At 42.3% G+C, this 20,962-nt stretch carries 17 protein-coding genes and 1 pseudogene; 8 read left to right on the top strand and 10 right to left on the bottom strand.

The genetic code is table 11. The features are described 5' to 3' along the window. Positions 1-161: 161 nt before the first annotated feature. Positions 162-1,382: an acyl-CoA dehydrogenase gene (locus Q0017_RS08765; RefSeq protein WP_298145491.1), complete on the bottom strand. Its 1,221-nt coding sequence runs from the start codon at positions 1,380-1,382 to the stop codon at positions 162-164. A 181-nt stretch (positions 1,383-1,563) separates the two neighbouring features. On the opposite strand from Q0017_RS08765, the gene Q0017_RS08760 reads away from it, so the two are divergent. Continuing rightward, positions 1,564-2,490, top strand: a complete 927-nt coding sequence (locus Q0017_RS08760; RefSeq protein ID WP_298145488.1) for a LysR substrate-binding domain-containing protein — start codon at positions 1,564-1,566, stop codon at positions 2,488-2,490. Between the two features lie 5 nt (positions 2,491-2,495). Beyond that, positions 2,496-3,200: an NAD-dependent deacylase gene (locus Q0017_RS08755; protein WP_298145486.1), complete on the top strand. Its 705-nt coding sequence runs from the start codon at positions 2,496-2,498 to the stop codon at positions 3,198-3,200. Here the strand turns inward: Q0017_RS08755 and dnaX are convergent. The 4 genes from dnaX to Q0017_RS08735 all read right to left on the bottom strand — a co-directional run bounded on the left by dnaX (position 3,193) and on the right by Q0017_RS08735 (position 8,016). After that, positions 3,193-5,118 (bottom strand): DNA polymerase III subunit gamma/tau, encoded by a 1,926-nt coding sequence (gene dnaX / locus Q0017_RS08750; protein WP_298145484.1) that lies wholly within the window; start codon positions 5,116-5,118, stop codon positions 3,193-3,195. The two genes, Q0017_RS08755 and dnaX, sit on opposite strands and share 8 nt — an antisense overlap. 109 nt (positions 5,119-5,227) lie before the next feature. Next, complete coding sequence (locus Q0017_RS08745; protein WP_298145481.1) at positions 5,228-5,689, bottom strand: copper resistance protein NlpE N-terminal domain-containing protein; 462 nt, start codon at positions 5,687-5,689, stop codon at positions 5,228-5,230. A gap of 68 nt (positions 5,690-5,757) precedes the next feature. Beyond that, the gene (locus Q0017_RS08740) at positions 5,758-6,603 is read right to left on the bottom strand and encodes a MaoC/PaaZ C-terminal domain-containing protein (RefSeq protein ID WP_298145476.1); all 846 of its coding nucleotides are present in this window, start codon (positions 6,601-6,603) and stop codon (positions 5,758-5,760) included. A gap of 21 nt (positions 6,604-6,624) precedes the next feature. Beyond that, the gene (locus Q0017_RS08735) at positions 6,625-8,016 is read right to left on the bottom strand and encodes a 3-oxoacyl-ACP reductase (RefSeq protein ID WP_298145473.1); all 1,392 of its coding nucleotides are present in this window, start codon (positions 8,014-8,016) and stop codon (positions 6,625-6,627) included. Between the two features lie 263 nt (positions 8,017-8,279). On the opposite strand from Q0017_RS08735, the pseudogene Q0017_RS08730 reads away from it, so the two are divergent. Next, positions 8,280-9,563, top strand: a pseudogene (locus Q0017_RS08730) (acetyl-CoA C-acetyltransferase); the annotation flags it as partial. A gap of 33 nt (positions 9,564-9,596) precedes the next feature. Here Q0017_RS08730 and aceI read toward each other — a convergent pair. Then, entirely contained in the window at positions 9,597-10,022 is a 426-nt protein-coding gene (gene aceI / locus Q0017_RS08725; RefSeq protein ID WP_298145470.1) for a chlorhexidine efflux PACE transporter AceI, read from the bottom strand. Between the two features lie 97 nt (positions 10,023-10,119). Between aceI and Q0017_RS08720 the strand changes: the two genes are divergently transcribed. From Q0017_RS08720 to Q0017_RS08705, 4 genes are all read left to right on the top strand, one after another. Continuing rightward, positions 10,120-11,010, top strand: a complete 891-nt coding sequence (locus Q0017_RS08720) for a LysR family transcriptional regulator (RefSeq protein WP_298145467.1) — start codon at positions 10,120-10,122, stop codon at positions 11,008-11,010. Positions 11,011-11,100: 90 nt separating this feature from the next. After that, positions 11,101-12,084, top strand: a complete 984-nt coding sequence (gene tal / locus Q0017_RS08715) for a transaldolase (RefSeq protein WP_298145464.1) — start codon at positions 11,101-11,103, stop codon at positions 12,082-12,084. A 231-nt stretch (positions 12,085-12,315) separates the two neighbouring features. Beyond that, complete coding sequence (locus tag Q0017_RS08710; RefSeq protein ID WP_298145462.1) at positions 12,316-12,759, top strand: universal stress protein; 444 nt, start codon at positions 12,316-12,318, stop codon at positions 12,757-12,759. 9 nt (positions 12,760-12,768) lie between these two features. Further along, positions 12,769-13,215, top strand: coding sequence for a universal stress protein (locus Q0017_RS08705; protein WP_298145460.1), 447 nt, complete (start codon positions 12,769-12,771; stop codon positions 13,213-13,215). Positions 13,216-13,233: 18 nt separating this feature from the next. On the opposite strand, the gene Q0017_RS08700 is transcribed toward Q0017_RS08705, so the two are convergent. The 3 genes from Q0017_RS08700 to pepN all read right to left on the bottom strand — a co-directional run bounded on the left by Q0017_RS08700 (position 13,234) and on the right by pepN (position 19,001). Next, a complete protein-coding gene (locus tag Q0017_RS08700) occupies positions 13,234-14,502 on the bottom strand; it encodes a DUF2254 family protein (protein WP_298145457.1) in 1,269 nt (422 codons plus the stop codon). Positions 14,503-14,588: 86 nt separating this feature from the next. Further along, the gene (locus Q0017_RS08695; RefSeq protein WP_298145455.1) at positions 14,589-16,277 is read right to left on the bottom strand and encodes a metallophosphoesterase; all 1,689 of its coding nucleotides are present in this window, start codon (positions 16,275-16,277) and stop codon (positions 14,589-14,591) included. Positions 16,278-16,388: 111 nt separating this feature from the next. After that, complete coding sequence (gene pepN, locus Q0017_RS08690; protein WP_298145451.1) at positions 16,389-19,001, bottom strand: aminopeptidase N; 2,613 nt, start codon at positions 18,999-19,001, stop codon at positions 16,389-16,391. Positions 19,002-19,269: 268 nt separating this feature from the next. Between pepN and Q0017_RS08685 the strand changes: the two genes are divergently transcribed. Continuing rightward, positions 19,270-20,433, top strand: a complete 1,164-nt coding sequence (locus Q0017_RS08685; RefSeq protein WP_298145448.1) for a hypothetical protein — start codon at positions 19,270-19,272, stop codon at positions 20,431-20,433. Positions 20,434-20,631: 198 nt separating this feature from the next. Here the strand turns inward: Q0017_RS08685 and Q0017_RS08680 are convergent, their stop codons facing one another. Beyond that, positions 20,632-20,853 carry a hypothetical protein gene (locus Q0017_RS08680; RefSeq protein WP_298145446.1) on the bottom strand — a complete coding sequence of 74 codons (222 nt, stop codon included), beginning with the start codon at positions 20,851-20,853 and terminating at the stop codon, positions 20,632-20,634. Positions 20,854-20,962 lie beyond the last annotated feature (109 nt).

Raw genomic sequence — 20,962 nt, 5'->3', positions numbered from 1 at the left:
CTGTATTCCTCATTTTCCCAAATGAGTTCTCTTGGGCAATGGGCGGTCTTCATGACCTTATTGTATTAATCTACCCAAGATAAACTTTTTTAGGCAACATTGACCTAAAGGCGTGCCTTCATGGCACACCTTGCTTTTTTTTAAATTGAGATATAGGTTATTTAATTACAAAATGCAGCAATACCCGTTTGTGCGCGACCTAAAATTAAGGCATGCACATCGTGCGTGCCCTCATAGGTATTCACCACTTCTAAATTGACCAAATGACGCGCCACACCAAACTCATCACTAATGCCGTTACCACCCATCATATCGCGTGCTAAACGCGCAATCTCAAGCGCCTTACCACAGTTATTACGTTTAATTAAAGACGTGCCCTCAACCGCTGCAATGCCTTCGTCTTTCATACGACCAAAACGTAATGCCACTTGTAAACCTAAGGCAATTTCAGTTTGCATATCGGCCAATTTCTTTTGAATTAATTGATTAGCCGCCAATGGACGACCAAATTGTTTACGGTCCATGGTGTATTGATGTGCGGTGTGCCAGCAAAATTCTGCAGCGCCCATGGCACCCCATGCAATACCGTAACGTGCACTATTAAGACAGGTAAATGGACCTTTTAAACCACGCACTTCAGGAAAGGCATTTTCTTCAGGAACAAATACCTCATCCATCACGATTTCACCCGTGATTGAGGCACGTAAACCCACTTTTCCGTGAATGGCCGGTGCGGATAGTCCTTCCCAACCTTTTTCTAAAATAAAGCCGCGAATATCACCCACATGACCAGCTTCAGATACTTCTTTGGCCCACACCACAAATACATCGGCAATTGGACTGTTGGTGATCCACATTTTTGCACCGCTTAAGCGGTAGCCACCAGCAACTTTTTTAGCACGCGTGATCATACTGCCCGGGTCTGAACCATGATCAGGTTCGGTTAAGCCAAAGCAGCCAATATATTCGCCCGTTGCCAATTTTGGTAAATATTTTTGTTTTTGTTCTTCTGAACCAAATTCGTTAATCGGTACCATAACCAACGAGCTTTGCACACTTGCCATCGAGCGGTAGCCTGAATCAACATATTCAATCTCACGTGCCACCAAACCATAGCTGACATAGTTTAAGCCTGCACCGCCATATTGTTCTGGAATGGTTGGACCCAATAAACCCAATTCACCCATTTCACGAAAAATCGTGGCATCGGTTTTTTCATGACGAAATTGTTCTAAGACACGCGGTTGTAAACGATCTTGGCAATACGCATGTGCTGTATCGCGGATCATACGTTCTTCTTCAGTCAGTTGTTGTTCAATTAAGAATGGATCCTGCCAATTGAATTGAACTTTAGTTTTTTTAGGGTTAAGCATTTGATTCATTGCATCCTCTGCGCTTGATCATGTTTTGATTATTTAAGTTGATCGTAGTGCAAAAGTGCGCTTTTATTCAAACGATAATTTTGCATGTAGCTATGCACATAACACATACCTTAAAGCAATTTATGGGTTAAAATGCACTAAAAATGACATAAATACGCATATCTAAACATGAGAATCTTACATGCGCCGACAAATCCCCCCTTTACAAAGTTTATTGTGTTTTAGCGCTGCCGCGCGGCATTTAAGCTATACCCACGCCGCCCAAGAGCTATTTATGAGCCAAAGTGCAGTATCACGGCAAATTCAGCATTTAGAAGAATTTTTACAACTGAGTGTCTTTCATCGCACACGTTATGGCGTAGAACTCACCCCCGCAGGTCAACAGTATTATCAACGTATTCAACCCTATTTAGAGGGCTTAGAGCGCGCAACTTTAGATCTAATGGCGCATAAAGGCTTAGGTGGAACCTTAAAAATTGGTGTAGTACCCACCTTTGCCACGCGTTGGCTTTTACCTCAATTACAAGCCTTTAACCAATTGCATCCTGAAATCGTTATTCATTTGGCCACCAGTACTAAACCTTTTTTATTTCATGACAATATGTTTGATGCCGCCATTTACGCAGGTACTCCACAACAAGTCCAGCAATGGCCGGGGATTCAACATCATTTTTTAATGCCTGAAGATGTGATTGCGGTGTGTTCACCCAGTTTAATTCAAGATTATTTTCCCAATGCACAACCCAACGCACAAGGTCAATATGATTTAACTGCCGAACAATTAACCCAATTGCCATTGTTGCAACAAACCACGCGTCCAAGTATTTGGCAAGAATGGTTTCATAGTGCAAGTATGTTGCACCCCACCCCCTATGACGGACAACGGCATGAGTTATTTTCGATGCTCGCTGTGGCTGCGACACACCATATGGGTATGGCACTCATTCCACAAATGCTGCTTGAAAAGGAACTTAAAGATGGTAGCTTAGTGATTGCATCCCCACATCAATTACATGGCAGTCGCAGTTATTATTTAATTCATGCCGACGGTGATGCCTCGCCATTATTGGCAAAATTTGTACAATGGTTAAAAACCGTGGTGGAGTAACCGCAATGCAAAAATTAGTGGTATTTTCAGGTGCTGGCATGAGTGCCGAAAGTGGTATTCAAACCTTTCGCAACAGTGATGGCTTATGGGAGCAACATCGTGTTGAAGATGTGGCAACACCAGGCGCTTGGGCAAAAAACCCTGAATTGGTACAACGTTTTTATAATGCACGGCGTAAAAATATCTTACAGGCTCAGCCAAATGCTGCACATCATTTGATTGCAAAGTTAGAACAGTATTTTGAGGTACACATCATTACTCAAAATATTGATGATTTACATGAACGTGCAGGCAGTGGTCAAGTCTTACATTTACACGGCAACATTCGCTTTGCCAAAAGCTCAGCCCCCAACGCAAACCCTGACCTTCTTTACCCGATTCAAGGTGATCATTTAGATCTACAACGTGACCGCTGCCCACAAGGTTATCCGCTACGCCCACACGTGGTATGGTTTGGTGAGGATGTACCGGCTTATAGTGAGGCAGAACGCACGGTGCAACAGGCTGATATTTTTGTGGTGATTGGCACCAGTTTAAAAGTCTATCCTGTTGCAGGCTTGATTCATCATGTTCCAGCCAATGCCCAAGCCTACTATATTGACCCAAACGCTCAAGCACAGCATTTACCTGCACAATATGAAAAGATTGCGCTGAGTGCGACCCAAGGCTTAAGTCAGTTGGTAGAGCAACTCATCAAAAGTGCTATTTAATTTCGACGTTGTCTAAACTGGCATCAAAGTGCTTAATCAATGCTTTAATCACAGGTTCATGCTGCAATAAATCCACGGCGCGTTGCTGTGCCAACTGTTTACGCTTGGCTTGCACATGATAAGGCGTTGTGGCACTCATCTCTTGATATTGAATGCTAAAACGCGTATTTGGCCAAATTTGTTTTAAAGCATGCTCTAAATGGCTGTGCAGCGAACTTAATAATTGTTCGTATTGGGGTGAAATCATAAAAACTGAGTCAGCATCAATCTGACCTTGCATTAAGCCATGCTGCGCTAATTCTTGTAGTGCCGGGCTTAAATCAGAGTGTCTAAACCAATATTCCCATTTTTCTAGTGTCCATTCACCGCTTAACTCTTGTTTGGGCACTTGTAGAATGTCTTGCGGCATCTGATGTGTATCAAACACCTGTGATGCTGCAACAAGCTTTGGACTTTCTGCAACAGCCAAGACATCAGGTTCATGTGCGACTTCACGTTGTGCCACATCGCTTAAGTGCTCTATGGGTTCAGTGCCTGTTTCTGGCGCTAAAAAAAACACCTCATCAGGCAAAGTCTGGGCTTGTGTTGTGCTATGCCCTAAATCAAAATCCATCAGTTGATCATTGGCTGCAAATACCACTTGGTTTGCATTAGATTCCACAGATTCCACAGATTCCACAGATTCCACAGATTCCACAGATTCCACAGATTCCACAGATTCCACAGATTCCACAGATTCCACAGATTCCACAGAAAGTGTAACGTGCTGTGCTGCTAAAGGTTGCAAGCTCTGCGTATGATTTTCTACATGAGGTTGCACCACTTCATGCGGCTGCATAGGACGAAACGCCAATAAACGCAGCACGCACATTTCAAAGCCTTGCTCTTGGGTCACTGCCCATTGCAACTCAGCGCGCCCTTTACAAGCAATTTGGTAATACAGTTGTAAATCAGCTGCAGCAATCAGCTTAGACAATTGGGTGATTTTTTGATTAATTTCGTTGCTATATTTCAAAGCCAAATCAGGTAAATATTGCAACAAGGCCAATTCATGTAAAGTCGAAATCAGTTGATCCAAAACTTGCGATACATCTAAAGCCTGTTGTCTAAATTGCAACAACAACTGACTGACCCGCTCAGCACGATTTTGATGAATCGCCAATAACAGATCATAAATAATGCTGCGATCAATCAAACCGAGCATTTCTTTAACATCTTGATGACGAATTGCACCTTGCCCATAGGCAATGGCTTGATCGGTTAATGACAATGCATCACGGACTGAACCTTGCGCCGACTCGGCGATTTGCCACAATGCATCTTGATCAACCTGAATGTCTTCTTGCGCTAAAATTTCACCCAAATGGTCAGTAATTTCATCCACCGCTAAAGGTCGCAAGGTAAATTGCAAACAGCGTGAAATCACTGTAATCGGTAATTTTTGTGGGTCGGTGGTGGCAAATAAAAACTTGACGTGCTCAGGGGGTTCTTCTAAGGTTTTTAATAAGGCATTAAACGAGTGCGTTGAGAGCATATGCACTTCGTCAATTAAATAGACTTTAAAACGACCTTGGGTAGGTGCATAAGGTACGTTGTCTAATAATTCACGGGTATCTTCAACTTTGGTACGTGATGCAGCATCAATTTCAATCAGATCAATAAAACGACCTTCATTGACCGCCACACAGGTTGGACAGACTTCACACGGTGTTGAGGTTACGCCTGTTTCACAGTTTAAGCATTTGGCTAAAATACGGGCAATGGTGGTTTTACCCACGCCACGCGTTCCGGTAAATAAATACGCATGATGCAGACGGCCACGTTCTAAGGCACTGGTAAGTGCGCGTGAGACATGGTTTTGACCGACCAATTGATTAAAATTACGCGGGCGATATTTACGCGCCAATACTTGATACATGTATGCTCCTTCTTGCAGCAACTAGCATACTGTTTTTTACCGCATTAGTGAATCAGATCATCACCGAGCGCCAATAAAAAGGCTGATCTGTGATCAGCCTGCGTCAATTTTAAGACTGCACCTTGGTGGGTTGCTCTAAAGTAAAATCATCCACTGCAACATAAGCATTGCCAGTTAGATCTTCACGAATTTCAAGCAATTTATTTTGGGTGTCAACCACCAGTAAATTACGGGTTTTAACATTCACCAATTCTAGTTGAGTTTGTGCCTCATCATAAAAACGCATCACCCCTGTTAAGGTTTCAATGTCGTTATGTCCGCTTAAACTTTCACGGCGTAAGGTATAGGTCATATCTTGATTTAAAGTTAAATCAACCGCCATACCCGGACAATCAGGACAACGTGAAATACAGGCCAAGCAAGGGGTTGTGCCTTGATAGCTGCCCACCCACTGCGCTTGTTGAACTTTTTGTTGCATTGCACTGCTGTCTTGCGTGGTGGTTGTACCCTCACACCCACCCACCAGCAGCATAGAACTTGCAAACAACGGAATAAGAATCGGCTTTTTCATGCGGCTTGACCCATTAAATCAACGCCCACAAGATAGCACAACAAATAAGCACTCACATCTATTTTGCTTTACATTTCACTCAATATTCCAGTGATATGTGGTTTATGATCTTGGGTATTGCGCAGTAAAAAAGCCAAATTGCCATTTTGTGCAGTTAGTAATTCCACCCGTGATGGTAAATAGATCGGCAATTTAAACTCAACAACCACACAATAAGCCTTGGGAAGTTCCAAGCGAGATAGAACTTGAGCCTTACTCCACATACCATGGGCAATGGCACGCTTAAAACCAAAGGCTTTGGCACTCAAGCGATGCAAATGAATTAAATTAAAATCGCCTGAATGCAAAGCGTATTGGCGTCCGATATTTTCCGCCACTTGCCATTCATCTTTGGGCAAATATACATATTGTAAGGCTTCAGCTACTTTATGCGCACGCGAGCCGCCTTTTTGCAAAGATAAATATCGGCTACGCGCGCGAATGACCACTTGATGGTCAATTTTAACTTCAGTGATAAAATCAAATGCCAATCCTTTGGCATGCGGCGAAAGTGTCCCAAAACGACACGACAATTGCATCACTTCATGTGCCAATACCGGACGTAACTGCTCAAGCTGATTGGCAATATGCACCAAGCCCAACACTTGAAAGGGAAATTCTGCCACACTCATCATGTGCATTTGTAAACTTTGCGATAACATTGCCATATACAATGCCGGCACCTGCTGCGTAGTGGCAAAACCGGTCAAAGCTTGATAACGGCGCAAATGCTTGACATCCACATGCAGCTGATCCACCACATACTCAAGTTCAGGCAATACCGGTTGATGGCTGTTCTTTTTAAGCATTGCTTGTATTAGCTTAGGATACGCCACATAAGCTTTAGGCAATTGCTGAAAATGCCGTGTCATCATATCTGTCTTCCTTGCAATAGGTTAAGCACCTAAAATACTGTGTCCACATACCCGTAATACATTGCCATTTAAGCCACCCGATGCCGGTTGGGCAAAAAATGCAATCGCCTCGGCAACATCTATAGGTAAACCACCTTGGCTCATGGCGTTCATGCGTCGGCCTGCCTCACGAATGGCAAACGGAATAGTAGCGGTCATTTGCGTTTCAATAAAACCGGGGGCGACCGCATTAATGGTCATGCCTTGGGTTAAGGTGAGTGCAGTATACTCTACCAAACCGATCACACCGGCTTTAGAGGTGGCATAATTGCTCTGCCCCATATTGCCAGCAATGCCTGAAATTGAAGAAATACACACCATGCGTGCCTGCGCATTTAAACCTTGATGACTGAGTAAATGATGGTTGATACGTTCAATTGCGCTCAGATTAATGTCAAGCACCAAATCCCAAGCCTGCTGTGGCATATTGGCCAAGGTTTTATCACGGGTAATGCCAGCATTATGTACAACAATGTCTAAACCACCCTGACTTTGGGCAGCAGCTAAAATCTCCATACCAGCATTGGCTTGGCTAATATCTAAAGCCAAGGCTGAACCTTGAATCTGATTGGCAATGACTTGTAATTCTTGTTGTTGAGCTGGAATGTCTAAGCAAATCACATGAGCACCATCACGGGCTAACACCTGTGCAATCGCAGCGCCAATCCCACGACTTGCACCTGTAACCAACGCAGTTTTACCTAACAGTGGTTGCTGCCAATCTATATGTTGCACTTGGGCGTGTTGTATATGTAGCACCTGCCCGGATACATAGGCAGAGCGTGGTGACAGAACAAAACGTAAACTTGACTCCATATTGCCTTCTGCATCTGGGTCAACATAGAGTAATTGTGCGGTAATACCTTTTTTAAGCTCTTTGGCTAAGGATTTTACAAAACCTTGTAAAGCACGTTGTGCAATGGCTTGTGCAACGGTTTTGGCCTGCTGAGGATTTAAACCCACCACCACCACGCGTCCTGAAGCAGACACTTGTCGCATCAGCGGCTGAAAAAATGCATACAGCTGTTGTAAATCTTGACTCTGCGCAATACCAGATGCATCAAATATCAACGCTTTAAATTTTGATTCTTTATCACCAGCATTAAAAGCGCCTAAATTTAAGCCCACACGCGCAGCAAGCTGTTGTAATTGTGGATTATTGCCTGCATAGCTATTGGCATGAATATTGGCCAACACTTGGGAGATGCTAGCCACAAAAACACTGTTAGCTGCAGCGCCAAATAACACCGCACCTTCTAAAACCGGTGTTGCTCGTTCAAAACGTTGTAATTTTGGCGGTTGCGGTAGACCTAAATTTTTGGTGACAAATTGACCAAGAGGAGAATGAGAAAAATTTTGATATTGATCTGTCATGATAATTCTCTCGCATCGTATCGATGTTAAATTGATTTATTCTTGAGCACGATATTAAGCATGTATTGGGCAAAATATCTATATTTTTCACATCGAGGATACGCCAGCTTACAATTTGATGACCGAAGCTTGCATTAAAAACAGCGATTCATATAGTCAAGCTCTTGGCGTTTAGAGTATGTTAAGGTCAAGCAAAATAACAACCACAGCGACTTTGGGCAGCTTTATAACTTCACCATGCGCTTTTTCTTGTTAGGACAATTTCTATGACACAAAATAATATCCGCCGTGTGGCCATTTTAGGTGGCAACCGCATTCCTTTTGCACGCTCAAATGGTGCTTATTTTAAAGCCACCAATATAGATATGCTCACTGCCGCGTTAAATGGTTTGGTTAACCGCTTTGGTCTACAAGGACAGCGCTTGGGTGAGGTAGCAGCCGGTGCAGTGTTAAAACATAGCCGTGATTTTAATATGACACGCGAATGTGTGCTCAATACTCAACTTGCCCCTGAAACCCCTGCCTATGATCTACAACAAGCATGTGCTACAGGCTTACAAGCGGCCTTTCAAGTGGCCAATAAAATTGCCCTTGGACAAATTGAAGTGGGTATTGCCGGTGGGGTCGACACCACATCTGATGCCCCAATTGCCTTAGGCGATGGCTTACGTAAAGCTTTACTTGAACTGAGCATTGCCAAAACTGCCAAAGCCCGTTTACAGGCCTTAACCAAAATTAATGTGAAAGATTTAATGGATGCTCCCCGTAATGGCGAACCACGTACCGGTTTATCTATGGGGGATCATCAAGCCTTAACCACTTTAGAATGGGGCATTTCGCGTGAAGCCCAAGATGAATTGGCCGCCAGCTCACATCAAAAAATGCATGCCGCGTATGAGCAAGGTTTTTTTGATGATTTAGTCACCCCATTTTTAGGACTAGAGCGTGACAATAACTTACGCCCAGATTCAACCGTTGAGCAATTGGCGAAACTCAAAACCACGTTTGGTCAAGGCGATGCACGTACCATGACCGCAGGAAACTCTACCCCTCTGACCGATGGTGCGTCGTGTGTATTACTTGCCTCAGAAGAATGGGCCCAAGCCAATGGACATGAAATCTTGGCTTATTTAAGTTTTAGCGAAACAGCTGCGGTTGATTTTGTAAATAAAAAAGAAGGTTTACTCATGGCCCCTGCATACGCGCTACCCCGCATGTTGCAACGTGCCAATTTAACTTTACAAGATTTTGATTTTTATGAAATCCATGAAGCTTTTGCGTCACAGGTTTTATCTACCTTAAAAGCATGGGAAGATCCGACCTTCTGTCAACAGCGTTTAGGTTTAGATGCACCTTTAGGCACAATTGATCGTCGTAAACTCAATGTTCATGGTTCATCTTTAGCGGCAGGTCATCCTTTTGCAGCTACAGGCGGGCGTATTTTAGCCACTGCTGCTAAACTGATTGCTCAACGCGGTTCCGGTCGCGCTTTAATTTCTATTTGTGCCGCCGGTGGTCAAGGGGTCACGGCAATTGTTGAAAAGTAACTATAAAAAAAGCACCCTTTAAGGGTGCTTTTTTTAATGACTGTATTGTGTGCCAAAAAATCGCGCTTCAATATGGTCGTAGATCCACTGAAAAATAAAGGTATATACCAAAATACATAAGGTCAAGACAAAATCCAACATGATGGCTTGCCATAGACTAATCTGTAAGGCATAAGCGACCATAGGAATAGTGGCTAACATTAAACCACCCTCAAAACCTATCGCATGCAAAATACGCACCTTTACTGTACGGGTAAGACCACGCTTTGCTTCAAATTTTTCAAAATAGTGGTTAAATACCATGTTCCACAACACTGAGGTAATGGCCATAGCAATACCTAAACCACCCGTTAACTCTAAAGGCAATTCAAAAATAAAACTTAACGCCAACGCAATAATCAGCAATAAAATCACTTCGTAAGTCAGTGCATGCACAATTCTACGTTTTGACAACCACATGCTTTTAAGTCTCATTCATCATTCAACATCAGGCATACTATGTGTTTAATTCTGACAAATAAAGTCAGATCATTTCAATTTTATTGATAGGTTATCTATGAACTTAACCCAAGACCAATTGATATTATTTAAAACCGTGATGGAATGTGGTTCTTTTTCTGCAGCTGCACGCCAATTGGGCAAAGTTCCTTCTGCGGTGAGTATGGCAATTGCCAACTTAGAAATTGACCTTAACTTAACTTTATTTGAACGTGTGGGTCGTGAACCGATTCCTACGATTGCGGCCAAACACCTGTATCAAAAAGCGTTACATCTGTTGGTTGATTTACACGCATGGCAACAATATGCCCACGCTTTGAGTCAAGGTGTAGAAGCAGAACTGACCATTGCTGTGGTGTCCGAGCTACAATATAGCAATTGGCCTCATTATGTAGCACAGGTGGCACATGCATTTCCAAGCGTTAAAATTAATATTTTAAACTCCCCACAAGAAGATGCAGTACAACTGCTTAACAGTGGTCGTGCCCAGTTGGCGTTTATGTTTGAACGTGAACAATTACAAAGTGGGGAACAGTTTATAGAAGTTGAACCACAAACTTTAGTGCCCGTGGCAGCGATCTCGCATGCTTTGGCACAACAACACGCAATTGGACTAAGTGCCTTACAACAGCACCGACAAATTGTGGTGGCAAGCCGTGAACGTGAGCGTTTACCTGAATTGAGTTATTCTAAGGAGGTCTGGCATACCGACCACCATGACTCAGCCTGTCGCTTAATTTTACAAGGCTTAGGTTGGGGAATTTTGCCACTCCAAATGTTGCATGAAAACCCACATTTGGCAGCACAACTGAAGATTTTACCGCTATGTGACTTTAGCCCACAGCTCACCTACTTCATGGATTTGGTGTGGCGCAGTGACCGTTTTTTAGGGCAAGCTGCACAATTTTTAATCCACAACATACAAAATTGCCGAAAAAACCCACTTTAATTGAAACAAATGCTGTGCTAAAGGCTTGGCAAAGACGCATTTTTTGCTATATAACAAAGCTACAGGGTCACTCAATAAAGAATTAAAGCAATGAAACAAACAGCCTTAGCACAACTTCAACAATTCACCACCATTGTTGCCGACAGCGGCGATTTAAATGCAATTGCCACCTTACGTCCATTAGATGCAACCACCAATCCATCATTAATTACTGCCGCTGCAATGCAAGCAGACAACCAAACCCTGATTCAAGATGCGTTTGCCCAAGCACGCCGTGAAGGTTATCAAGAAGATGCTTTTATTGAACGCAGTATTGATATTTTGACCGTTAAACTTGGCGTTGAAATTTTACAATTAATTGATGGGCGTGTATCCACCGAAGTGGATGCAGCTTTGTCGTATGACACAAATGCCACCATTGCCAAAGCCAAAGAATTGCTTGCCCTGTATCAAGATTACGGTATTGCACAAGATCGGATCTTAATTAAAATTGCCTCCACTTGGGAAGGCATTCAAGCAGCGCGTGTATTAGAAGCCCAAGGGATTCACTGCAATTTAACCTTACTGTTTGGTTTAGCCCAAGCACGTGCCTGTGCCGATGCCGGTGTGACGTTAATTTCGCCGTTTGTAGGACGTATTTTAGATTGGCACAAAAAAGCCGAAGGTGTCGCGCACTACCCAATTGAACAAGATCCCGGCGTTTTATCTGTCAAACAGATTTACCAATACTACAAACAACACGGCGTTAAAACCGAAGTGATGGGCGCAAGTTTCCGTAGTATTGAGCAAGTTTTAGCTTTAGCAGGCTGTGATTTACTCACCGTTGCACCAAATTTACTCCAACAACTTGCTGCAACTGAATGTGATGTACCGCGTCTATTAAACCCACAAAGCCATGTTGAAGCTGACCTTGGCGCAGTGTTCATTGATGAGCTGAGTTTTAAAAATGAGGTGCAACATGACCTCATGGCAAGTCAACTCTTACAAGGTGGCATTGATGGCTTTATTAAAGCACGCCAACAGCTGCACCAATTACTTGCCAGTGCCACAGCCCACACAGAAGTCGTGGCTTAAATCTTAAGCAATAAAAAATTCAACCGATGTTGCTAAAACATCGGTTTTTTATTCAGCACACATTAAAAATTGAGCAAAATAAAGCGTTTAAATCTTGAGTATTTTGATTAGCTTTAAGTCTCGTTTTTTCAGGCTAATTATTTGAAATTTAATTACTAATTATTGTTTCATTTTTAACAATATGTTATGTATAAAGTATGCAATAACCATAATTTTATAAGGATAACAGCAATGTCATACCAACATATTTTAGTACCCGTTGATGGTTCTGCCATTTCTTTGGCTGCGGTTAAACATGCCGCGCAATTGGCCACAGGTTTTAACGCTCAACTGACCTTAATTAGCTTAATTGCCGAAGACCCATTTACAGGGGTAGATTTTCATTATTCTTCATCCATTATGAAAGAGTATTTTATTCAAGCACATGCCAATGCCGAACAAGCGCTGACCGAAGCTGCTGCTATTGCCGAACAGGTGGGTTGTAAAGCCCAAATTAAAATTATGAAAGGTGTGGTGTCAGCACAAGGGGTCACTGAAAGCGCGCATGATTTAGATGCCGATTTAATTGTGATGGGTTCACATGGACGTACTGGCTTAAAAAAATTCATCTTAGGCAGTTTTGCCCAAGACGTGTTGAGTCAATCTGAATTACCTGTAATGATTATTAAAGCATAAGAGTACACCATGACAGCCTATCAACATATTTTAGTGGCGATTGATGAATCACCTATCTCTTATGCTGCTGTTGAACAAGCAGCAGTTTTAGCACAAGAGTTAAAAGCCCAAATCACCCTCATGAGCGTGATTGCAGTGGATCCATTTGTTGGGGTAGATTTTTATAAAGTTGCACCCGCCATTACCGATTATTTTATGCAAGCTGAGAGCAATGCACAAAATCGTCTCGATGAAATTAAAGCCAATTTGGAGCGCGATGGTTTAAGCGTGAATATTAAACTGATTCGTGGCATGAGCCCATCTGAAGGTATTATTCATGTTGCAGATGAAGTGGGGGCTGATTTAATTATGATGGGTTCGCATGGTCGCACGGGTTTACAAAAACTCATGTTAGGCAGCGTGGCACAACATGTGCTCACGCAATCGCCTTTGCCGGTGTTAATTGTAAAAGGTTAAACATCTCCCCCTGATGATTCAGGGGTTTTTTCTAAAGGCTTCATCAAAGCACTCTTGGAGCCTTTGGCAATCCAGCTGTTCGGCAAAATTCTTTAAGCAACGTTTTAAAATTTCTTCGGCTTCATACTGTGCCGCTTGGCGCAAGGCAGGCTCTGGCGCATGTTGCGCAATCAACCCTAAACATTTTAAGAAACGTTGATTAATTTCTAAATTACTTACCGAGTCACGCGCAATGGGTGCAAAAACACTTTCAATCCAAGCACCTTCATCCATTGGGCTGATACTTAAATGTTGATATTCGGCTAAATCATCGCTGGATGCTTGGGTATCTACAATGACACGCGTTAAGGCGTTGAGCACACTAATGGCTGTAGCAGGGTCATTGGTGGCTGCCGACATTGCACGTTGCCCCACTTCGCTCATGACCAATAAACCTAAACGTGGATCTTGTGGATAACAACGATTGGCTTCTTGCAATACACACGCACCAAGTTGCTGCTTAATGCTGGTGATGGTGTCTTTATCTAGCGCGTGTCGGGCATATACTTGTAATACCGGCAAATCACGGGCCATAAATTTACCCGGACGCTCTGGAATATGCACATGTAATTGATGCGTTGTAGCAATCTCATTTAAACCGGCTAAATCTAAATCCGAGATATACGCCGTTGCCGAACTCAGCACTTCAAAATCAGGTGCTTTGGTGGGTAGTGCATGCGTTGCACCTAAATTTGGCTGTGCACGATAGGTTGCCAAAGTGGTGGATGCCACCTTTTCAATACGTTGTAAGGCATCTCCTAATGAACCCAATTGCGATAAAGTATGTACCCAACGAATTAAAGTGAAGATGATATACATCAACACCAAAATGGTACTAATAAATAAGATAAAACGTCCCGCTTGACCGTAATACTCCAAGCTTAAAGCAATCTTGGCAATCACTGAATAAATAAACGCAGCAATAAATGAGGCAATTGCCACACGAGCAGTGTCGTCTGCCATAATTAATAAACGCGCACGCGGCGTGGCACTATTGGAACTTGAAGCTAAGGCAGACACCATAATCGACAAAGAAAACGTGGTGACTGCAAGCATGCTTGAGGCAATAATATTTAGTAAATCCGATAAGGTATCTACCGAAATATGTGGAATGGCATCACTGGGCAATACATAACCACCCAATTTTGCCATTAAGGAAAAGACCACGGCAAACACGGCGCCAAGGGTTGGGTGAATCCACAAACTTTTTGCAGGATCAGCTAAAATCAATTTTATTTTATGCCACATAGCGGCTACTCTTATTGTTGATAAAGTGATCAAATCATTGTAGTTTATTGGCTTTTTTATAATGTAAAAGTTTGTATTTTCTGCAATTATTTATGCAGCACACGCACCTGCTTAGCATACTGCTGTTGGCTAAAATGACCGGTAAATTGACCTGTTTGATCTAAGATGGGCAATGAATAATGCGGCTGCATGGTAATTTCATAACGTGCATCAGCATGCGTGATAGGCGCAATACTGACCGCTAAAAAACCATAATGTTTACCGCCTTTGATTAATTTTTGTCCTTGCCATATTTCAGGTGCATCGCCATGGGCACTCCAATGCGTGTGTTTGGCATGTTGTGGTAAATGATCAAACGGCATGTCATCGGTCATGGGGCGTGCACCAGGTCCACGTAAACCATCACCTGAAAAACCCACATCCCAATATTGCACACCGTCTAGTTGTAGTGTTTCCAATAACTCATTGTGACCTGAAAATACCGCAACCACGCCATATTGACGCATTAAAGGATGATAGACACGCATGGCTTGCCCTGAATGTTTATCTTGCCCATGCTCAATTCCCGCCCAACCTGAGGCTAAGCTATGTAGCCCTGTACCATAGGCCATATGGTGCCATTGCACAAAAATAATTTGACCCTTGGCCTGTGCATCCTGTAATTGTTGCTCGGCCCATTGCCATTGCTCAGAACCAGGATTGAAATCTGGCACGCCTGCCGCTTGCCCATTCAGCAGCAAATTGGTGTCTTTTGTGACATCTTGATCATCACCATTGGTGGAATCTAAGCCAATAATGCTGACTGGACCATAATCAATACGATAATACCGCCCCTTTGCAGTGGCTAAACTGGCTTGATTATCAGGCACTTCCCAATAGCTTTGCCATTTTTGATAAGCACGCTGTACTGCCTCGGCATGATAAGGCGCATCTTGCTCAGGATGCCAATACAGATCATGATTGCCCATTACAGGTAAAATTGCCGTTTGACTGGCCAATTGCCCCCACTCTCCTGCGACATGACGCCAAAATTCATCCCAATCTAATTGTCGGCCACCTTTGGCTGTTAAATCCCCTGCAATCAAACACAAATGCGGTGAAAATTCAGCCACTGCTTTTAAGGTTTGTTGATAGCCTGTGGTTTGATCGAGTAAATAAGGGCGCTTTAAGCTCTCATACGTGGTCGCCAAAGGCTGCTTAGGGTCAGATTGTCCCCATGTTGTAAAATGACCGGTCGACTCAGGCTGAGTTTCCATATCTGACATGACTGCAAAACGAATATGACTGGCTTGAGCGACATGGGGAGCTGTTTTAAAACGCGCAGTAAAAGTGGGTTGACCTGCCTGACGTACATGATAAATATACTCTTGATTGGCCGCCAAACCAGTCACGCGAATACGATGCCGATACGGCAGTGTAGGTAAAGTATCTTCGGCTAGATCAGCATGCAATTGTCCAAGATTTTGCTCACTATGAAGATAGCTTTTTTCAGCCTCTGAATAGACTAAGGCCGTTGCCAATTCAGGCGTAGAATAAAAATAACCCACACCTTCAACTTCCAACTCAGCAATGGCATTTTTTTCACTTAACCATAAAATACTCATTGCATCACTGGTGGGATGTTGTAAATAAGGCAATACCCTAAATTTGCCCGGTTCTTGTGCTGGCACAACTTGACGCGGATAGGCTTGTGGTGCTGATGTTAAGTGCATGCCACTGATTGCTGCAAATCCTATTGCTGCCAATACAGCTCCCCACAGCCAAATTTTTTGCATTGCTTCATGCCTGCATTTTTAAATGCGATCTATTTTAGGTAAAACATTTGAAAAAGCGAGATTTTTTGCACAAAAAAGCCCATCCGAAGATGGGCTATATGTTAAGCGTTTTTATGCAACACTGAGCATGGTGCTTAAAGTTTCAGTCACATTTTTAGATTTCACTAAAGGCTGCAGCGCTTCGAGTTGTGCTTTAACTTGGCTACGTTGCGGTTCAGCCAAAGTGTACCAACGTGACAACACTTGTAATAAACGTGAGCCGACAATCGGATTTTTCTCATCCAAATAACGTGCAAGTTCAATAAAATGTTGAACACCAAAGCTCCAAGCATTCACAGGATTGGCATTTAAACCGCCTGATACAGCACGAATACGGTTTGGCACACCCAAGTCATAATCAGGATGCGAAGTTAAATAAGCAATGGTTTCTGCATCTGCTTTTGGATGAGCTGCTTGAATCATAAACCACTGATCCATGGCCAATGCTTCATCTTTAAAGCGCAAGTAAAAATCAATTAATGCTTTTTCAGCTTGCGGTGCATCATTCCACACCAAGACTTTAAGCGCACCTAAACGCTCAGACATGTTGCCTGTGCTTTTAAATTTATCATAAGCCAAATCAAATGCAGACTCATCACCCTGACGTACCATCATAGCGAAGGCAATATTTTTTAATGCACGCACTCCCATGGCTTGGCTAAATTCAGCAGGTGCTTGAAGTTCTTGATCAATATTTTTCCAAAAACCTTTACATGCTTGGGCTATTGCATTTAACAAGGCTTCACGTTTTGCTTGAATCACTAACGGATTATAGTCTGCATCAATACGACTGGCTAAATAGCCTTCCGATGGAACATCGAGTAAACGCGATGCCAATAAAGGATCCGTATTCACCAATTGTGGTAACAATTGAGGCGAACTAATCGCATCTAAATAAACTTGAGCCTTATGGTCTTTGAGTAAGATATTTTCCAGCAAAGTTTGCGCTGCTTGCCATTGGTTAAAACCATTGGTTTCATGTTGCAGCAAAAATGCTAAATCTTGATCTGAATAGTTAAACTCTAAATCGACTGGCGCTGAGAAATTCCGCAGTAACGATACCACTGGTTTAACCTTGACATCTTTAAAATCAATGCTGGCTTCGGCTTGATCAAACAGATACACACCATCTTTTACGCCATTTTCAAACAAGCTGTCTGAATTTAAAACCAATTGCTCACCTGTTACGGCATCAAACAATGCCAAAGCCACTGGCATTGGAACAGCTTTTAAGTTTGGATATTTGGCATGGGCTTTGAGGCTTTGTTTCAAGCTTAAAGTATAGCTTTGCGCATCTGCATCATATTCACCTTTCGCTTCAAGTTTTGGCGTACCTGGTTGGTTATACCACGTTAAAAATGCCGATAAATCCACACCTGAGCCTGCCGTGAGTGCTGCCACCCAATCTTCAACGGTTACTGCTTGACCATCATGGCGTTTAAAGTATTCGTCTGTGCCCGCGCGGAATTTTTCTTTACCCAAAAGCGTTGCCATCATGCGGTTAATTTCCGCACCTTTTTCATACACAGTTGCGGTATAGAAGTTATTAATTTCCACAAAATGGTCAGGGCGTGGTGGGTGCGATAATGGACCTGAATCTTCAGGGAATTGATGCGCTTTTAAAACCGCAACATCATCAATACGTTGTACCGCAGCCGATTGTAAATCTTCAGAGAAAGATTGATCACGGAAAACCGTTAAACCTTCTTTTAAGCACAATTGGAACCAATCACGGCACGTAATACGGTTACCTGTCCAGTTATGGAAATATTCATGCGCAATCACGGATTGCACCCGCATAATCGCAGCATCGGTGGTAAATTCTTCATCGGCCAATACACATGAGGTATTAAAGATATTTAAACCTTTGTTTTCCATGGCACCCATATTGAATGCACTGGTCGCCACAATCATATAAATATCTAAATCGTATGGTAAGCCGTAATGCTCTTCATCCCAACGCATAGAATGTTTGAGTGCTTGCATGGCAATGTGACATTTTGGAATGTCTTTTTCTTCAGCATAAATCTCTAAAGCAACATTACGACCTTCAGAAGTGACATAACTGTCTTTTAAAATGGCTAAATCACCAATCACACAAGCAAAAAGATAGGCTGGCTTTTTGGTTGGGTCTTGCCAAATGGCATAATGACGACCTTCGCCCGCTTCGCCTTTTTCAATCAAGTTACCGTTGGCAAGCAAAACTGGGAATTTTTTATCGGCTTCCACACGTGTGGTAAATACCGACAAAACATCTGGACGATCAGGATAAAAGGTAATTTTACGAAAACCTTCTGGTTCATTTTGGGTGACAAATAAATCATCTGCGGCTTGATACAAGCCTTCTAATTGAGTATTGCTCTCAGGATGAATCAGCACCACAGTTTCTAGCATGACCTGCTCAGGTGCATTTTGAATCACCAATTGCTCGGCATCTAATTGATAGGCATCTGAAGTCAGTGGCGTGCCATTTAAAGTAATCGATTCTAAGCTTAAATCACGACCCAATAACACCAAGTCGCCTGCACTTTGACGTTGCATCTTAAGCTTGGCAGTGACACGAGTATAATCAGCAAACACTTGGATATTTAAATCCACAGCATCCACCAAAAAACTTGGAATTTGGTAGTCTTTTAAATACACGGTTTGGTCGGCTTCAACCGCAGGGTTTGCTGCAATATTCATGTTGCTGTTTATCCTATTTACAGAGTTTTATGTGCTTTTACTCGATCATAAGTCAAGTTTTAGGCGCTGTGTTTGCTATGTATATGGGTGTGCACAACATATTTTCAATGATTTAGCGCAAAAAAGCCAAAATAATCGCGGGGGTTGATTGAGGCGAAATGAATAGCTGTCACGCTTAAACTTAGGCTATTTTGTATATAAGGGCAATGCTGATGCACGCTTAAATCTGTGTATAATCACGAGGTTCTTTATGCTGTGCGACTGCCTCATGAGTTTTAATATTTTACAAAAAAATTTAGATACCAGTGCATTTTGTCCATTGTGTCAAGCCGCCATGTATTGGATTGATGCTGAACAATTTGATCAAGATATTAATTTCCACGAATGTAGTCATTGTCAGCATCGTGTGTTTCAAGAGCCGCAGCACAGTTGCCATTGTGACAGCTGTTTAGGTGAGCGTAAAAAAGCCATGCGTGCCACGCGTTTACAAGAAAATCGTAAAGGTCAACGCCGCAATAAAGATAGCGTCGAGCTTGAGTTATATCAGTTAAAATTTGTAGAAAAGTTATTTTTATTGGCATTATTAGACCCGCAAATTCAAGAACATACCCGCCATGATGAATACATTCATTGGGATGAGGTAAAGTTTCAAAATATCAGCCCTAATTTTTTATTTCAAAATGCCATTATTAAGCATTTGGTAAAACAACAGATTTTAATTGACCCCGACGCCAGTATTGACAACGAGCGCTATTACCTTAATGTACGTCTAGATGGTTATAGTGAGCCGAGTTTATTTAGCGTAACGCAACAATTACGCCATTGGTTTTATGAAAATTTATCGCTTGGTATTCCATTTAAAAGCAGCGAAGAAGTCAAAGACGCAATTTATCTGTTGCTGTATCAAGAAATTATTCAATTTATTCAGATGTATTGCCGGACATGGAAAATCATGTTTGCAGGTAATCATGCCTTTCAGATGTTTTGCTACCGCTTGATGGATAGTCTGGCAGTCGGACAAATTTATTATTTAATTCAAAATGCTTTAGATTATTTACAGCAACAAAATATTTTACAACCACGTAACGATAATTTTATTAACACCAATATGCTGAAAAAAACCCTACAGCAATATCGTGAACGTGCTGTACGTGAGCGTTGGGAAACCTCTACCCTACCGCGCCCGCAAAATTTACCATTAAGCCGTATGAGCGAGATTTTATTTTTCCGTTTTTTAGGCTATGACGAGACCATCTTTGTACAACCCATGTGGCGTTCATGGAAAAAAATTGAACCGCGTTTAAAGTTCTATGCCGAAAAACGCTGTATGCACTGTGGCTCTAATGAATTAAGCGTAGATTATGATGCCGAAGACTATGTCACACTCAGCTGCCGCAACTGTAAGCATCAAGATCATTATTTTACCCAGTAATATGCTTTGTTTTCTGCCTAAGCTTGAGCAAGGTGAAGTTTTGGCAATTTAAGATAGTCTTTTCGCCAAGCTTATGTTTTAATGCACGCAGTATGAGATGAGCCTCTTACAGTATGCAGCTTAGATCTGTATACGACTAGCCCCTAACCATGGGGCTTTTTATTGTCTAAAATTTATAAAAACGCTTAAATTTCAGGGTTATTTAGGCTTAATGTCATAAACCCAATTACGAGCTTGTTGGTCTGTTGTGGATTCACAAACATAGTAATCATGATCCCATGAATCAGGATGGAAGATTTCTTTTTTGCTGTAGGTAACGTTTTTACCTTTTTCAACACAGATAAAGTGGTCACCTTGGTCTTTAATTTGGGTTCCGTTTAAGAAACCACCAATACAGAGGAAACGGGATTGTTTGGACATTTGGATCAATCAACTTTTTGAATCATTTTCAATATGTGAACCGTACCGGGTTTGTCGGAGACTCAATATTCTGAGAGACTATTCCGATGAAAAAACCAACCTATACCCC

Origin of the sequence: uncultured Acinetobacter sp., assembly GCF_947624825.1 — a bacterium.
Taxonomy (GTDB): domain Bacteria; phylum Pseudomonadota; class Gammaproteobacteria; order Pseudomonadales; family Moraxellaceae; genus Acinetobacter.
This window is presented reverse-complemented; position numbering and strand designations above follow the sequence as displayed.

Bases quoted from the DNA above. Each gene is read 5' to 3' on its own strand.
- Q0017_RS08765 (WP_298145491.1), bottom strand. From the start codon at position 1,382: ATGAATCAAATGCTTAACCCTAAAAAAACTAAAGTTCAATTCAATTGG.
- Q0017_RS08760 (WP_298145488.1), top strand. From the start codon at position 1,564: ATGCGCCGACAAATCCCCCCTTTACAAAGTTTATTGTGTTTTAGCGCT.
- Q0017_RS08755 (WP_298145486.1), top strand. From the start codon at position 2,496: ATGCAAAAATTAGTGGTATTTTCAGGTGCTGGCATGAGTGCCGAAAGT.
- dnaX (WP_298145484.1), bottom strand. From the start codon at position 5,118: ATGTATCAAGTATTGGCGCGTAAATATCGCCCGCGTAATTTTAATCAA.
- Q0017_RS08745 (WP_298145481.1), bottom strand. From the start codon at position 5,689: ATGAAAAAGCCGATTCTTATTCCGTTGTTTGCAAGTTCTATGCTGCTG.
- Q0017_RS08740 (WP_298145476.1), bottom strand. From the start codon at position 6,603: ATGATGACACGGCATTTTCAGCAATTGCCTAAAGCTTATGTGGCGTAT.
- Q0017_RS08735 (WP_298145473.1), bottom strand. From the start codon at position 8,016: ATGACAGATCAATATCAAAATTTTTCTCATTCTCCTCTTGGTCAATTT.
- aceI (WP_298145470.1), bottom strand. From the start codon at position 10,022: ATGTGGTTGTCAAAACGTAGAATTGTGCATGCACTGACTTACGAAGTG.
- Q0017_RS08720 (WP_298145467.1), top strand. From the start codon at position 10,120: ATGAACTTAACCCAAGACCAATTGATATTATTTAAAACCGTGATGGAA.
- tal (WP_298145464.1), top strand. From the start codon at position 11,101: ATGAAACAAACAGCCTTAGCACAACTTCAACAATTCACCACCATTGTT.
- Q0017_RS08710 (WP_298145462.1), top strand. From the start codon at position 12,316: ATGTCATACCAACATATTTTAGTACCCGTTGATGGTTCTGCCATTTCT.
- Q0017_RS08705 (WP_298145460.1), top strand. From the start codon at position 12,769: ATGACAGCCTATCAACATATTTTAGTGGCGATTGATGAATCACCTATC.
- Q0017_RS08700 (WP_298145457.1), bottom strand. From the start codon at position 14,502: ATGTGGCATAAAATAAAATTGATTTTAGCTGATCCTGCAAAAAGTTTG.
- Q0017_RS08695 (WP_298145455.1), bottom strand. From the start codon at position 16,277: ATGCAAAAAATTTGGCTGTGGGGAGCTGTATTGGCAGCAATAGGATTT.
- pepN (WP_298145451.1), bottom strand. From the start codon at position 19,001: ATGAATATTGCAGCAAACCCTGCGGTTGAAGCCGACCAAACCGTGTAT.
- Q0017_RS08685 (WP_298145448.1), top strand. From the start codon at position 19,270: ATGAGTTTTAATATTTTACAAAAAAATTTAGATACCAGTGCATTTTGT.
- Q0017_RS08680 (WP_298145446.1), bottom strand. From the start codon at position 20,853: ATGTCCAAACAATCCCGTTTCCTCTGTATTGGTGGTTTCTTAAACGGA.